Origin of the sequence: Ensifer sp. Root142 (genome assembly GCF_001426785.1) — a bacterium.
Lineage (GTDB): Bacteria > Pseudomonadota > Alphaproteobacteria > Rhizobiales > Rhizobiaceae > Ensifer > Ensifer canadensis.
In genome coordinates, this window is sequence record NZ_LMFK01000012.1 from 404,700 (window position 1) to 419,344 (window position 14,645).

Consider the following 14,645-nt stretch of genomic DNA (forward strand, 5'->3'; position numbering starts at 1 on the left):
TGCGATGACCTATGCCGCAAGGAATCTGACCACGGACGGACGAGAGCTGATTGCTTTCCGCGTCGGCGATCAGGAGTTCTGCGTGAACGTGATGTCCGTGCGCGAAATCCGCGGATGGACACCGGCGACTGCAATGCCGCATGCGCCGGCCTATATGCTCGGCATCATCAATCTGCGCGGCGCGGTGCTGCCGATCATCGATCTGTCGGCACGCCTCGGCATGAAGCCGGCCGAGCCGACCGTCCGCCATGTCATCATCGTCGCCCAGGTGAAGAACCAGGTCGTCGGCCTGCTGGTCGATGCCGTCTCCGACATACTGACGATTACCGATGACAAGATCCAGCCGACACCTGATGTCATCTCGTCCGAATTCGAAAGGAGCTTCGCCCGCGGCGTGCTCGCGATCGAAGGCCGGCTGATCTGCCTGATAGAACTCGAATCTGTCTTCCCGCAGGAAGAAAGGGAAGCAGCATGAGAAACCAGGCCATTCTGGAGCAGAAGCAGTCGCCCGATGAATGTTTGGCAAGCGGTGAGTATCCGCTGACGCGCCGCGATCTCAGTGAAATCGCAGCGATGATCTATGCCGATGCCGGCATCTATCTCAACGAGACCAAGGCATCGCTGGTCTATTCCCGCCTGTCGAAGCACATCCGCAACCTCGGTCTCAAGGGCTTCCGCGAGTACTGCCAGCTGGTCTCCTCGCCGGCAGGCGCTGCCGCCCGCCGCGACATGCTCTCGCATCTGACGACGAACTTCACCCGCTTCTTTCGCGAGAATCATCACTTCGAGCATCTGAAGACGGAGGTTCTGCCGGAGCTGATTGCCCGCGCCAAGGCCGGCGGTCGCGTGCGTATCTGGTCTGCGGCGTGCTCGGACGGGCAGGAGCCCTATTCGATCGCGCTGACGGTGCTGTCGCTGCTGCCGAACGCGGCCGATTACGACTTCCGCATTCTCGCGACCGATATCGACCCGAAGATCCTGACGCTGGCACGGGCCGGCGCCTATGATGCCACCGCGCTCGAAACGGTCAATCCGGCCATGCGCAAGCAATGGTTCGACGAGGTCAATGCCGGCGGCCGCTTCAAGTGGCAGATCGACGATCGCGTCAAGCGGCTCATCACCTTCAACGAGCTCAACCTGATGGCCCAATGGCCGTTCAAGGGGCCGTTCGATGTCATCTTCTGCCGCAACGTGGTGATCTATTTCGACGAGCCGACGCAGATGAAGATCTGGTCGCGTTTTGCCGGAATGCTCGGCACCAATGGACATCTCTACATCGGTCATTCCGAGCGCGTGTCGGGCGACGCCAAGTCGCAGTTCGACAATATCGGCATCACCACCTACCGCCATACCGGCAAGTTTCATGGAGGACGGGCATGACCGCACCCGCTCGCGTTCTCGTCGTCGACGACTCCGCCACCATGCGTGGCCTGATCACCGCAGTTCTCAATTCCGATCCCGGCGTGACCGTCGTCGGCCAGGCGGCCGATGCGATGGAAGCGCGCCAGGCGATCAAGCAGCTCGATCCCGATGTCGTCACGCTCGACATCGAGATGCCGAACATGAACGGCCTGGAATTCCTCGACAAGATCATGCGCCTGCGCCCGATGCCGGTCATCATGGTCTCGACGCTGACACACAAGGGTGCCGAGGCGACGATTGCAGCACTTGAAATCGGTGCGTTCGATTGCGTCGGAAAACCCCTTCCGGGCGATCCGAACCCCTTCGGCGATCTGATCGACAAGGTGAAGGCCGCAGCCCGCTCGCAGCGAAAGTTCATCATCACCGGCAACAAGGCGGCAGCGCCGACGGCGGCCAATGTCAACGGTGCCTCGGAATATCGGGCAGGGCGCAAGATCATCGCCATCGGCGCTTCCACCGGCGGCGTCGAGGCCCTGATCACCGTGTTGCAGAAGTTCCCGCCGAACTGCCCGCCGACTGTGATCACACAGCATATGCCGCACACCTTCACCAAGAGCTTTGCCGAGCGGCTCAATCGCCTGTGCGCACCGACGGTGCAGGAAGCAACCGATGGCGCACGCCTCGAAATCGGCAAGGTCTATCTGGCCCCGGGCGGCGAGCGCCACCTGCAGGTCTCCAATCCGACGGCGCCTTGCTGCCGTCTGGTCGATCGGGATCCGGTCAACGGCCACCGTCCTTCGGTCGACGTGCTGTTCGATTCGGTCGCCGAACTTGCCGGTCGCAATGCGATCGGCGTCATTCTGACTGGCATGGGCCGTGACGGCGCATCCGGTCTCCTGAAAATGCGGCATGCCGGGGCAAAGACCTTCGGACAAAACGAAAAGACGTGTGTCGTCTACGGTATGCCGAGAGTTGCCTATGAATTGGGCGCCGTCGAAACGCAGCTCCCCCTCGGTTCCATCGGGGAGGAGATACTGAAGACCGCGGCGTTCCGGAAGGAAGGAAGCGAATAATGTCCATCGCCGAAAAAATAAAAGTTCTGATCGTCGACGATCAGGTCACGAGCCGCCTGCTTTTGGGCGACGCCCTGCAGCAGCTGGGCTTCAAGCAGATCACCGCCGCCGGTGATGGGGAACAGGGCATGAAGATCATGGCCCAGAACCCGCATCACCTTGTCATCTCCGACTTCAACATGCCGAAGATGGATGGCCTTGGCCTGCTTCAGGCAGTGCGGTCGAACCCGGCTACCAAGAAGGCGGCCTTCATCATTCTGACGGCGCAGGGCGACCGCGCGCTGGTCCAGAAGGCGGCAGCGCTCGGAGCCAACAACGTGCTGGCCAAGCCGTTCACGATCGAAAAGATGAAGGCCGCGATCGAAGCCGTATTTGGGGCATTGAAATGAACATGGAAGCCGTCGGCAAGCGCGTGCATGTCATTCAGGGCGAGTACAAGGTCTTCAACGATCCCAATGTGGTGTTGTCGACCATTCTCGGTTCCTGCGTGGCCGCGTGCATGCGCGATCCCGTGGTCGGAGTCGGCGGCATGAATCATTTCCTGCTGCCGGGATCGGCGTCGTCGCCCGCTTCCGGCGGCGATGCGACCCGCTATGGGGTCCATCTCATGGAACTGCTGATCAACGGTCTGTTGAAGCAGGGCGCCCGGCGTGATCGGCTCGAGGCCAAGATCTTCGGCGGCGCCAAGACCATCGCCCGGTTTTCGAATGTCGGTGAGCAGAATGCCGCCTTTGCCCGGCAGTTCCTGCTTGACGAAGGCATCCGCATCGTCGGCGAGAGCACCGGCGGTGAACACGGCCGCAAGCTCGAATACTGGCCGTCGTCGGGACGCGCCCGTCAGTACGCACTGACAGGGGTGGAAACCCAGCGCACGGTCCAGCTGGAAGAGCGCCCGGTGATCGCGCCACGTCCGGTCGAAAGCTCCATCGAATTCTTCTGATCCTGCGGGGCATGCTCCGCAGGCGAACCACACGCCTGCACTATCGTCAGAAAAACCACGTGAGAACCGACAATGCAGACTGACTACCAGGGCCACATGCCGCACGTGGAAGAATCGCTGCCCGAAGTGTTGATGCGCGTCGTCACCGAACTTCACGACGTCGCCTATCTCATCGAACGGATCGAGCCTCAGCTGCTCGGCGGTCGGGGCGCCTCGGCACTCGACAATCGCGACGAGATGATGGTGCTGCAGGGCATCGATCTGGCCGTGCAGAAGACCCGCGGCCTGGCCGAGTTCATCGACACGATCACCGCCGTGATCCCCGATACCTGCCTCGTCGACGTGACCACGGCTGTTAGCCTGGTCAAGCTCGCCGACATGAAGAAGGCGCTGGGCAACGGCATGTTGCGTCACGGCCATTCGCAGCCGCTGACCAAGGCGGCGGGCGACTTTGAGGCGTTCTAAAGCCTTCCCAGGAAAAGTGCGGAGCGGTTTTCCGTCAGGGAACGCGTAAAAACAAAGAGAGCGTTTCCGCGCCCCGTTTAAGATGGACGCGCTCTTTTAAGATGGAAGCGCTCTGGCCTTTGGGCTGCATCGTCCGTCGGTGCAGTCAGATTTCTCTACAGCTATATCCCCCGATTTCCCCGAGACTGGCGGCGAAAGCCAAGTTCGCGCAAGTTTCGTTTCCTACGGTCCCGATCGGGGCTGATGGATTCGTGTGTGTTGGAAGTCGTTGCGGGGCACGCGACACCCACCAAACCCAAAATGTTGGAACTGCGCAGGGCGCTCGTCGGATGACCGGCTCGAATGTCCTGCGATACTGGGTGCGGAAACAGAATGAGTCTGTTGAATCAATTTTCGATGTTCACGAAGAACCTCGCCAGTCTGGGGCAAGGCAAGCTGATAGCGCTGGCGGCCGCCGGCATTGTCGCTGTCGGCATGGTCCTGGGGGCCGGTATCTACGTCAACAGGCCATCGTTCGAGACGCTCTATGTCGGGCTTGAGCGAAGCGACGTCACTCAAATCAGCATTGCGCTTGCAGAAGCCAACATCGACTTCAACGTCGGTGCGGATGGCGGCAGCATCCAGGTTCCCGTCGGCATGACCGGCAAGTCCCGTCTGCTCCTGGCCGAGCGCGGCCTGCCGAGCAGCGCCAATGCCGGCTACGAACTCTTCGACAATGTCGGCTCGCTCGGTCTGACCTCCTTCATGCAGGAAGTCACCCGGGTTCGCGCGCTTGAAGGCGAAATCGGCCGCACCATCCAGCAGATCTCCGGTATCGCCGCCGCCCGCGTCCACATCGTGATGCCTGAGCGTGGCAGCTTCCGTAAGGCAGACCAGAACCCGACCGCCTCGGTGATGATCCGCGCCAGCGCCACGGTCGGCCGCAATGCCGCAGCCTCCATCCGCCATCTCGTCGCCTCGTCCGTACCGGGGCTCGACTTCGATGACGTGACCATCCTCGATTCGACCGGCCAGCTTCTCGCCTCTGGCGACGATCCGGCCAACAGCGCCCTCAACCAGTCGCTGGGCGTGGTGCAGAATGTCCAGACCGAGCTTGAGAAGAAGATCGACAACGCGCTCGCCCCATTCCTCGGCATGGACAACTTCCGCACCAGCGTTACGGCTCGTCTGAACACCGACACGCAGCAGATCCAGGAAACGATGTTCGATCCGGAATCGCGCGTCGAACGCTCCACCCGTGTCACCAAGGAAGAGCAGAAGTCCAGCCAGCAGCAGCCGGACAATGCCGCAACCGTACAGCAGAACATCCCGCAGGCCGCTCCGCGCGGCGGTGCCGGCCCGCAGTCGAACGACCAGGCCGAGAAGAAGGAAGAACAGACCAACTACGAGATCAACAGCAAGACGATCGCCACCGTGAAGAACAGCTACACGGTCGAGCGCCTGTCGATTGCGGTGGTCGTCAATCGCGGCCGCCTTGCCGCCATGGTCGGTGAGCCGGTCGATCAGGCAAAGATCGATGCCTATCTTCAGGAGATGCAGAAGATCGTATCGTCAGCCGCCGGCATTGATGCGAACCGTGGCGACGTGGTGACGTTGAACGCCATGGACTTCGTCGAGACGCAGTTGCTTGACCAGGCCATCTCGGGTCCGGGTCTCATGGAGACGCTGACGCGCAATCTTGGCGGCATCATCAACGCGCTCGCCTTCGTCGTCGTCGCCTTCCTGGTGGTCTGGATGGGCATGCGGCCGCTGGCTCGGCAGCTCGGCCTTGGCGGAAGCTCCGGCCAGCTCGCCAACGAATCCGCCGGTCTCGAACTGCCCGATTTCTCCCCTGCGACAGCAGGTGCCGGTGGCGCCCTCATGGACGGCTTCGGCTCCGACTTCGGCTTCGACAGCACCGACGATCTGCTCAGCATGGGCGAAGACGCAGGCGCCTTCAACCGTCGCGTCAAGGAAGGACCGGAAAGGCGCCTTGCACGCATGGTCGAGATCAGCGAAGAGCGCGCCGCAAAGATCCTGCGCAAATGGGCTCTCGAGAAAGCCGCCTGATCACACACAGAAATCGTCTGATAGTGACAAATCCCGCCGCATCGGCGGGATTTTTCGTTTCGCAGGCGTTGCGGGTGCAGCGCTCTTGCCGTCGTGTCCCGTGCAAATATTGTGCGAGTCTCGGCGGTTGCCGGTATCGGCCGCTGAATCCACGGTAAGAATCGTTGTGCCGTCGCCCGAGTCATGGGTGCGGCCCGCGATTGTAATACTTTAACGAGATCTTAATTTTTAGATTCCGCCGTTGCTGCCCGGGTGCGGAAGGTGGGCCGGTTTACTGCGTCTGCCATCGTCAATACACAGATAAATTGGAATATAAATTGGGTTATTCGATAATAATTCTCGACGTATTCGAGTTTTATATATTGATAGACTGCGGTTGTTCGAGTGAATAATTGATGCATTTTCGCAACAGGCGTCAGTCGAAAGTAAAATTCGCCCCTGTTCGAAGCTTCTTCTGACTCTGGTGAATGACGAGATTTGGGCTGAATTTGTGCTCAGCGAGCCGCCCAGCGCTGCGCGAAATCGGTGCGTCAGCGGAGCAGGGGCAATTCGAACGGCAAAACTCTTTTAAATATCAACGCTATGTCAAAACATGTGCTGCGTGGTGCCCGGGATCGGACAATGCTGAAGCAGCATCTCGGCGAATCGTTTCATGAAAGGGTGGTGAAGTAAATAGCGAGAAGATGACGATGGTTTTTTTTGAGGACGGATGTACATTTTTAACATTGATTCGCGTCCTGAATTGCGACTGGTGGTGATATTCGGCTTGGGCCGGCTGTTGGCGGCGACAGTGCAAGCGCAGGTTCCAGGGCGGTGAATCCGGCACGGGGGCTGACATCATGGACATTTCGCAAGCAGACATAACTGTCTGGCCTTTGCCGACAGCGTCGACACGCCTACGCGGTGGTGGGCTTACGCGTGATCAGTTGTTTCGGCGGCTGGGCGACATGGCGGGGCGCGCCAACCTGGGAAGCGGGCTTGCGGCGCTGACCGAATATGTTGGCGCGAGCCATTATCTCCTGGCGCGATACGATCTCTCGCAGGATAACGGGCTCGACTTCGTCGTCTGCTCGGATTGGCCGTTCGACATCGTCAGACGGCTTTCGGGCATCATCATCGGACTTCATGCCAAGACGACCGAGCTTGAAAAATGCCTCTCGGTGCTGCAGCCAGTGTTCTATTCGCTGCCCGACGACATCGACCTGCCACGGGGCATCAGCCGCGAATATTGCGCGGTCACCTTCAATGTCGGACGGCTGCGCTTCTCGTTGATGCTGCTCGTTCCCGAGGATGTGATCCTGTCGCAGGAGAGCCTGCGCGATGTGACCCTGCTTGCTGGATACCTCGCAAGCTTCACCACACGCGCCGAAGTGCGGCACGATCGCGACTTCGACTTGACCGACCGTGAACTGGAGTGCCTGTCCTGGATCGCCGAGGGCAAGACGAGCGAAGAGATCGCCGTCATTCTCGGGATCTCCCGCAACACAATCAACAACTACATCACCAGCGTCATGCGAAAGACAGCCACGCGAACCCGCTCCGAGGCGATCGCCTATGCCGTCCGCAACAACCTGGTCTGAGGGGCGAGACTGATGACCCATTTCCTCGCCAGTGGACGCAACGACGACGACCAGCGGCACAGCCGTAGCGGCAGGGCGGCGCGCGCGGCCACTCTGATCACACGATTGCAGGCGATGCAGCGTCAGATCAACGCCAAGCATTTCGCCGTCCTGCGGCTCAACGGCAAGGGTATGGGCGCGGTGCGCAAGCTGACCTGCGTGCTCGACAACTGGGGAGTTTCCTCGGAAGCGAACGCGCATGATCTCATAACTCTTTACGGCGACGAGTTGACGGCCCATCTCGACACATCGCTGCTGCCGGTGCTTTGGAATGGCTCGGGCGAACATCAGGCGGCGGAGATGTTCGAGTTCGGGCACTTCGGCCACCGTCTGAAAGCGCGCAAGCTACCCTATTCCGGCATTGCCTTTCCCGTGCGGCTCGGTGCGCAGGGCAATGGATATGTGGTCTTCGCCGGCAGCTATGTCGAAGCGACGACCGAGCAGGTGGTTGATCTGCATGGCCGTAGCTGCACGATCATGACAGACCTTCTGGCGGCTGACGAGAAGCGCATGGTGCGGCCGGAGACGCTGAGTGATCGTGAGATCGCCTGCCTGCAGATGGCCGGCGACGGCCATATCAGCGAAGAGATCGCCGAACGGATGGGGCTCTCCGTCCACACGGTGAACGCCTATCTCGGCGCCGCCACGACCAAGCTCGATTCGGTCAACCGTATTCAGGCGATCGCCAAGGCTATTCGCCTCGGCTACATCAGCTGAAGATCGGGCGACCCGGAGCATTTCCAGGAAAAGTGCGTAGCGGTTTTCCGTCAGGAAATGCGTAAAAACAATAATATAGATCGTTTCTACGGCTCCGTTTAAACCGGAAGCGCTCTAACACGCCAGAGGCAGTTCATAGGATTTGATGAACTTCGCTTCGGTCAGGCTCTTTGCAAGGAAGGCCGTGTTCTCGTCTGAATCCGCCGACGGGTTCTGGAAGGTGATGTGGCTGATCTCGATGCCGGCGGTGTCGTTGCCGAGCGAGAGGCGTACGTAGATGGTGACGCCGCGCGGCTTGAGCTCGAGATCGAGCACGATTTCTGGCTCGCTGTCCCAATCCAGATTGTAATTTCCGCCGAGACCGAAATTGACCGTTCCGGGCAGGAAATAGAGCTCGGCGGCCGATTCAACGAGGTCAGCGAGGCTGGCATAGGATTCGAACCGCAGGAGAGCGATGAAATCCGCGGCGTCGATGAGACGCAACTCGGTCGCCACTGGGCGGATCGCTTCGGCTACTATCTGTTCCCGTCTCTCGGAGAATTCGCACTTTTTCATCGGCGTTACGTCATCCGTTTTGGTTGCGATTGCGCATGCACCCTGTGAATGAGTTCGGCAACTGCCTTGTAAAACACGGGTGGAATCACACTATCGACCGAGACTTGTGCAAACATGGAGCGTGCAAGCGGTGGATCCTCGAAGACGGGAATGCCGTTCTTCTCTGCGATCTCGCGGATTTTGAGGGCAACGAGGTCCTGACCAAGGGCAACGACCACCGGTGCGTCGCTTTCTTCGCGGACATAACGCAGGGCAACGGCATAGTGGGTAGGGTTGGCGATCACCAGGGTTGCCCGTGGCACCGATGAAATCATGCGCTTGCGCGCCCGATCGCGCTGCATTGAGCGCAGGCGCGACTTGACGATCGGGTCGCCCTGCGCCTGCTTCATCTCCTCTTTTACTTCCTGCTTGGTCATCATCAGTTCGGTGTACCAATGGTGACGGGACCAGAAGAGATCGGCGATCGCCAAAACGGCGGTGGCCAGCATGATGACGATCATCACCTGGTTGAGATCGGACGTCATCGTCGAGAAGATCATAACCGGATCGGAGAACATCAGATCGAGCGTCGCGAAGTAGTCGTTCCAGAGAACCAGCACGACGAAGATCGACACGACGATGATCTTGAACAGCGACTTTCCGAACTCCACCAACCCTTGAACGCCGAAGATGCGCTTCAGGCCCGCCATCGGCGAAATCCGGTTCATCTTCGGCTGGATGCGATCGAGCACCGGACGCGGCAGGTTCTGAAAGATCGACGAGCCGACGCCGAAGACGATGAGCAGCACGAAGACGGGAACGAGCAGTGCTGTCGACTTCCACGCGAGGTGCGTCATCAACGCGACGACATCCGTGGCGTTGTTCAGTCGCCAGGCTTCCGGCTGCTCGAAAATGTCCTTGAGCGCCGCGGCAACCGTGCTGGCGCCGTCGGTCAGGAAGAACACGAAGAAGATGTAGATCGCCACCGTCGAGGCAAAGGTGGTCGCTTCGCGGGAGAAGGGCACGTTGCCCTTGTCGGCGGCGTCGGAGATCTTCTTCTCCGACGGGGATTCTGTTTTGCTGTCCTTATCCTGATCGTCCGACATGCGACAGGAAATCTCCCGACCGGTTTCCACAAGACAGCGCTGATCTTGCGCTGTTTGTAGTGAACCCGGAAACTAGGGCAGACAAGGGCTTCGCGGGGGCAATCATGCCGGGTCAACAGGAAATGCGGGGGCCGTCGATCTCTCCAAAACAGGAACGCGGGCCAAGGGCCCGCGTTGTGGTTCTACGATCAGGCTTAGCGCCGGTCCTTGAAAGGATACCCGGCGACCGGATGGATCAGGCGGCCTGCGCTTCCTTTTCCTTCAGCTCCAGCTGGCCGCTTGCGGCAAGGCGGATCGCCTCCTGGGTGATCGAGCGGCGGGCGATGGCGATGTCGCGCGGGTTGATGCCGGCATCGCCCATGGCAAGATCGGATTCGATCATGCGGCGCTGGCGTGCGCCGATGGAGGCGAGCACCGATTCGCGCAGGTCCGAGGTCGAACCGCGCAGCGCCATGGTGATGATGTCGGTCGAGACATCGTTGAACAGCTGAACGCGGCTGCGCTGCGGCATGTAAAGAACGTCGTCGAAGAGGAAGATCTTCGGGCGAACCTTCTTGGCCGATTCGGTGCTGAGAGATTCGAGCGAAGCGAGCAGCGTGTCGACCTGCGGCTTGTCGAGCTCGTTCATCACCTCGGCGATCTTGGTCGGACCGGCGGAATTGCGCTCGGCTTCCATCTCGCCGATCATTTCCATGACGCGGTTCTCGATGATCGACGCAGCCTTCGGGCTGACGTCCTTCATGTTGACGGCGCGCTTCAGGATATCCGGCCTCTGCTCTTCGGAGAGCTGCAGCAGGACCTTCGCGCCGAAGCTCGACGGCATCATCGACAAGACATAGGCAATGGTCTGCGGATGTTCCTTGGCCAGCTGCAGCGCAACCGCGACCGGGTCGCATTCCTGCAGTCGGTCCCAGATGTTGGCTTCGTAGGACTGGAAGGTGGCGCGGCGCCCGAGCAGGCCGTCGACTTCGTCCGGGGTCAGGCCTTCCTCGAGAATGCTCTCGATCGCCTTGGCATTGTCCATGAGGCCGGCGCCCTCGGTGAACAGGTCTTCGAATTCGTTGACCAGCGCTTCCAGTTCGTGGGGAGGGATGGCCCGCAGCGACTGCGCCGAAGCGATGATCGCCTGCAGCTCGCTCTGGGTGAAGAACTTCAGCAGCTTTCCGGCGACGGTCTTGCCCATCGCGAGCAGAACGGCTGCTGCCTTGTCGGTCTGGTTGAGAGGTCTGGAGAGTGCCTGAGCCTCAAAACTTTCGAAATCCATCATGGATTCATCCCTCGCCCAATGATTGGGTTCTATGACTTCTTGCTGCCCTTGATCTCGATGAGCTTGACGCCGAACCGGGTGTCGTCGCCTTCGAGAACGGTAATTTCACCACGGCCGATGATCCGGCCGTTGACCATGATTTCGACCGGTTCGCCGATCCGCCGGTCGAGCGAGATCGTCGCGCCTTCGGTCAGGTTCATGAGACCCGATACCTGCATTCGGCTGGTGCCGAGAACGATCTGAACATCGATCGGAATATCCATGATCAGGTCGAGATTGGCGGTCATGCCGCTGCCGGGCGGCGTGTCGGTGACGGTTTCACCGGCATCGAAGTCCGATGCGCCGAAATCGCTGGCGCCGAAGCTGCCGCCGCCGAAATCCGTGGTGGCCGGGGTCTCCGACAGATCGTTGCCAAAGGTGTCCGAACCGAAGTCGCCGCCAAAGGCGCCAAGACCATCGGCCGGAGCGGCGAAGTCGCCGCCGAATTCGCCTGCGCCACTGAGCGTGTCTACGCTGCCGAACTCGGCGCCGAAGCCAGCCGGCGCGTCCGTGTCTTTCTTGAGAACACCGCGCAGATCGTCGATCGCCTGGTCGAGTTCCATGTCTCCGACAGCGAGTGCGGCCTGTTCGTTGATTGGTGCTTTCTTGGGTGCCATGTGCGAACTATTCCAGTTGAAGCTTGCCTCAGGCCTACTGCCTGGCGACGGCGAGCCGAATTAACTCATGATGTGGCGAAGGATGTCCTGTTCGGAGCCGTGGGTATCCTTGACCCGCACGGTGTATTTCGCACCCGATCGGCCGAACTCGCAGACGTAGAGATCGCGGCCGTTGGCGTTCACGTCGACGCGAACGTCCTGGGCATCGTGGAAGGGAATGACGTCGCCGGCCCGGAGGCGGCTGATCGTCTCGAGTGTCAGGCTTTCAAGCCGGATGCGTGCCTCGATGGTGACGGCGGAGCGGCGAACCTGCTCCTCCATCTGTTCGGTCCATTCGGACTTCTGCTTGCGGTTCTGGCCGGCACCCTTCGGAAAGACGATCTGCGTCTTCAACAGCACGCTTTGCGGCACGATGATCGAGAAGGTCGACAAAACAGGGCCGAAACCGATCGTCATGTCGATCGCTGCCGCATGAACGTCCTCGACCGCAGGGTCGGGCTTGCCGCGGGAAGCACTGTTGTGGGCGCGGGCAACGATCGGCTCGAAGCCGCCCGACGCGTTGACGGCGGTGCGAAGCACGTCGGCGATCTTCTCGAAGATCGGTTGGGCGACGTCGATTTCGATCGGGGAAAGTGTGCGCGGTTGCGGCTCTTCGATATCGGTCGGCTCCGCGCCCAACAGCGCCTCGACCATGGTGATGATGATCGGGCTGTCGCAGCTGATCAGAAAGTCGGGGCACCAGTTGCGCAAGCAGATGTCGCTGATCAGCACGCCGTTGCCGAGCTCGGCGATCAGGCTGTTGCGCAGGCCGGTGCGGAAGCCCGCATAGCCGATGGCGATGTCGAGGCCGGTTTCCGCCTTGCAGATGTCGGGAAGGAATTCGCCGAACACCTGGCCGAGATCGAGCGCCACCCGGCCGATCGCGCGGTCGTCGCCGAGCGCGCCGGTCATGCGCGCCAGCAGTTTCCTGTCGAAGGGATGAACGTTTGTCGGTGTTCCTGATGTCATGGGATCAAGCCGCCTTGCTTTCGCTGCCGCCGCCGGGGTTCATCATCTCCTGCTCGACGGCGTCGATCGAAGGACGCTCATAGGCCGAAATCGTCTTGCGGCCGTATTCAAGCGCGACCTGCGGAACCGAGCCGTTCATGTAGGCAAGCAGCGTCTGCTTGACGATGATGTAGAGCCGGTTCTGTTTTTCGCGGACGGATTTGATGTTCGCGACCAGCGGAGCGACGATCGAGTAGGAGAGGAACACGCCGAGCAGGGTGCCGACGAGTGCGGCGGCGATCTTGGCGCCGAGAACCTCAGGCGCTTCGCTGATCGCGCCCATCGCCTTGATGACGCCGAGAACCGCCGCGACGATGCCGATCGCCGGGAAGGCGTCGCCCATGATCGTCAGCGCGTGGTAGGACTTCATCTTGTCGTGGGTGATCGTCTGGATTTCTTCATCCATCAGCGCCTCGATCTCATGCGAGCGGGCGTTGCCGATGATGATCAGGCGGACGTAGTCGCAGATGAAGGCCGTCAGTTCCTTGTTTTTCAGCACGGTCGGCGCCGACAGGAAGATCGAGGATTCTTCGGGGTTGTCGATGTGGCTTTCGATCTCGTTGCGCGACTTGGTTCTCAGATCGCGCATCAGCGAGTAGAGAACGCCGAGCGTGTCGAGATACTCCCGCTCCTTGGGAACCTTATGGCGAAACGCTTCGCCGAGAGCCTTTCCGGTATCCTTCACCACCTTCATGGAGTTGGCCATGATGAAGCCGCCGATACCGGCGCCGCCGATGATCAGCAGTTCGAAAGGCTGGTTGAGGACTTCCATGTGGCCGCCCATGGCCACGTAGCCGCCGAGAATACAGCCGAAAGTCACAAGAAGCCCGATGATGATGTTCATTTTCGATACCTGACACGATCCCATTTTCGTCTAACGGGATAAGGTTTCTTCCTTGCGTGAGGCTGGCCGTCGAAGCGGCGGAAATCATTGCGGTGGAACAGGTTCGCGCAAGCCAATCCGGTCAGGATTTGCTATGGCCGGCTCTCCAGTCGCGCCCGTCTCACTCCGCTAAGGGCGACCGATCGTGACCACGACCTATACGAGCTACAAGCTGATTACGGCCGACTTGGGCAAGTCGCTGGAGCGCGTCGCCGAGGAACCGGACGTCGCCCGCGAGACCGAATATTATCTTTCGAAGATCGGCGACATAAAAACGATCGACCAGTTTTTCGCTGACACGCGCCTCTACAACTATGCGATCAAGGCGCACGGTCTCGAAGACATGGGCTACGCCAAGGCCTTCATGCGCAAGGTCTTGACCGAGGGCGTCGACAACGAGGATGCCTTCGCCAACAAGTTGACCGACAGCCGCTACAAGCAGCTGGCCGAATCGCTGAATTTCGCCCTTCACGGCGAGGCGGCCACCTCCTTCGATCGCGCCCAGAAGGGCGTCGTCGACAAATACGCCCGCCAGACGCTCGAGCAGAGTGCCGGCGAGGAGAACGCCGGCGTGCGGCTCGCGCTCTATTTCGCCCGCATGGCGCCGTCGATATCAAGCGGTTACGCCATCATTGCCGACGAGGCGCTGGCGCAGGTGGTGCGCACCACGCTGCAGCTGCCCGACGAATTCGCCGGCACCGAGGTCGACCGTCAGGCGGCCGCCTATGAGGACGCAATCGACCTCAAGGACTTCCAGGATCCGGCCAAGCTGACGGACTTTCTCGATCGCTTTACGGCGCTTTGGGAAATCAACAATTCAACGGACGGTTACGACCCGCTTGCGGTTTTCGGCGCGTCGAGCGGCTACGGCATCTCTTCCGACCTGCTCCTGTCCATCAACAGCCTGAAACTCGGGGGACGCTGAAC

The 14,645-nt window shown here is 60.4% G+C and carries 16 protein-coding genes; 10 read left to right on the forward strand and 6 right to left on the reverse strand.

What is annotated here, in order from left to right; translation table 11 throughout:
- Positions 1-4: 4 nt before the first annotated feature.
- The 9 genes from ASD52_RS14480 (at position 5) to ASD52_RS14520 (ending at position 8,225) form a co-directional block, all read left to right on the forward strand.
- Positions 5-475: a chemotaxis protein CheW gene (locus ASD52_RS14480; protein ID WP_025425899.1), complete on the forward strand. Its 471-nt coding sequence runs from the start codon at positions 5-7 to the stop codon at positions 473-475.
- Entirely contained in the window at positions 472-1,380 is a 909-nt protein-coding gene (cheR, locus tag ASD52_RS14485; RefSeq protein WP_025425900.1) for a protein-glutamate O-methyltransferase CheR, read from the forward strand. Before ASD52_RS14480 ends, cheR begins: the two co-directional genes overlap by 4 nt.
- Positions 1,377-2,435 (forward strand): chemotaxis response regulator protein-glutamate methylesterase, encoded by a 1,059-nt coding sequence (locus ASD52_RS14490; protein WP_025425901.1) that lies wholly within the window; start codon positions 1,377-1,379, stop codon positions 2,433-2,435. Before cheR ends, ASD52_RS14490 begins: the two co-directional genes overlap by 4 nt.
- The gene (locus tag ASD52_RS14495) at positions 2,435-2,824 is read left to right on the forward strand and encodes a response regulator (protein WP_025425902.1); all 390 of its coding nucleotides are present in this window, start codon (positions 2,435-2,437) and stop codon (positions 2,822-2,824) included. The genes ASD52_RS14490 and ASD52_RS14495 overlap by 1 nt, the downstream gene beginning before the upstream one ends.
- Positions 2,821-3,375: a chemoreceptor glutamine deamidase CheD gene (gene cheD, locus ASD52_RS14500; RefSeq protein WP_025425903.1), complete on the forward strand. Its 555-nt coding sequence runs from the start codon at positions 2,821-2,823 to the stop codon at positions 3,373-3,375. Before ASD52_RS14495 ends, cheD begins: the two co-directional genes overlap by 4 nt.
- Positions 3,376-3,447: 72 nt before the next feature.
- Entirely contained in the window at positions 3,448-3,840 is a 393-nt protein-coding gene (locus ASD52_RS14505; protein ID WP_025425904.1) for a hypothetical protein, read from the forward strand.
- Positions 3,841-4,212: 372 nt separating this feature from the next.
- Positions 4,213-5,889 carry a flagellar basal-body MS-ring/collar protein FliF gene (gene fliF / locus ASD52_RS14510; protein WP_057204230.1) on the forward strand — a complete coding sequence of 559 codons (1,677 nt, stop codon included), beginning with the start codon at positions 4,213-4,215 and terminating at the stop codon, positions 5,887-5,889.
- 839 nt (positions 5,890-6,728) lie between these two features.
- The gene (locus tag ASD52_RS14515) at positions 6,729-7,469 is read left to right on the forward strand and encodes a helix-turn-helix transcriptional regulator (protein WP_025425906.1); all 741 of its coding nucleotides are present in this window, start codon (positions 6,729-6,731) and stop codon (positions 7,467-7,469) included.
- Between the two features lie 12 nt (positions 7,470-7,481).
- A complete protein-coding gene (locus ASD52_RS14520; protein ID WP_025425907.1) occupies positions 7,482-8,225 on the forward strand; it encodes a helix-turn-helix transcriptional regulator in 744 nt (247 codons plus the stop codon).
- 114 nt (positions 8,226-8,339) lie between these two features.
- Here ASD52_RS14520 and ASD52_RS14525 read toward each other — a convergent pair whose 3' ends face one another.
- The 6 genes from ASD52_RS14525 to motA form a co-directional block, all read right to left on the reverse strand.
- A complete protein-coding gene (locus tag ASD52_RS14525) occupies positions 8,340-8,780 on the reverse strand; it encodes a hypothetical protein (protein ID WP_057224748.1) in 441 nt (146 codons plus the stop codon).
- 5 nt (positions 8,781-8,785) lie between these two features.
- A complete protein-coding gene (gene flhB / locus ASD52_RS14530; protein ID WP_025425909.1) occupies positions 8,786-9,865 on the reverse strand; it encodes a flagellar biosynthesis protein FlhB in 1,080 nt (359 codons plus the stop codon).
- A gap of 235 nt (positions 9,866-10,100) precedes the next feature.
- The gene (fliG, locus tag ASD52_RS14535) at positions 10,101-11,132 is read right to left on the reverse strand and encodes a flagellar motor switch protein FliG (protein WP_025425910.1); all 1,032 of its coding nucleotides are present in this window, start codon (positions 11,130-11,132) and stop codon (positions 10,101-10,103) included.
- A gap of 29 nt (positions 11,133-11,161) precedes the next feature.
- Positions 11,162-11,788 carry a flagellar motor switch protein FliN gene (gene fliN / locus ASD52_RS14540; protein WP_057204227.1) on the reverse strand — a complete coding sequence of 209 codons (627 nt, stop codon included), beginning with the start codon at positions 11,786-11,788 and terminating at the stop codon, positions 11,162-11,164.
- Between the two features lie 60 nt (positions 11,789-11,848).
- The gene (locus ASD52_RS14545; protein WP_025425912.1) at positions 11,849-12,796 is read right to left on the reverse strand and encodes a FliM/FliN family flagellar motor switch protein; all 948 of its coding nucleotides are present in this window, start codon (positions 12,794-12,796) and stop codon (positions 11,849-11,851) included.
- 4 nt (positions 12,797-12,800) lie between these two features.
- Entirely contained in the window at positions 12,801-13,679 is an 879-nt protein-coding gene (gene motA / locus ASD52_RS14550) for a flagellar motor stator protein MotA (RefSeq protein WP_025425913.1), read from the reverse strand.
- Between the two features lie 184 nt (positions 13,680-13,863).
- Here motA and ASD52_RS14555 point away from each other — a divergent pair, with 184 nt between their 5' ends.
- Positions 13,864-14,643, forward strand: a complete 780-nt coding sequence (locus tag ASD52_RS14555; RefSeq protein WP_025425914.1) for a DUF1217 domain-containing protein — start codon at positions 13,864-13,866, stop codon at positions 14,641-14,643.
- Positions 14,644-14,645: the final 2 nt, after the last annotated feature.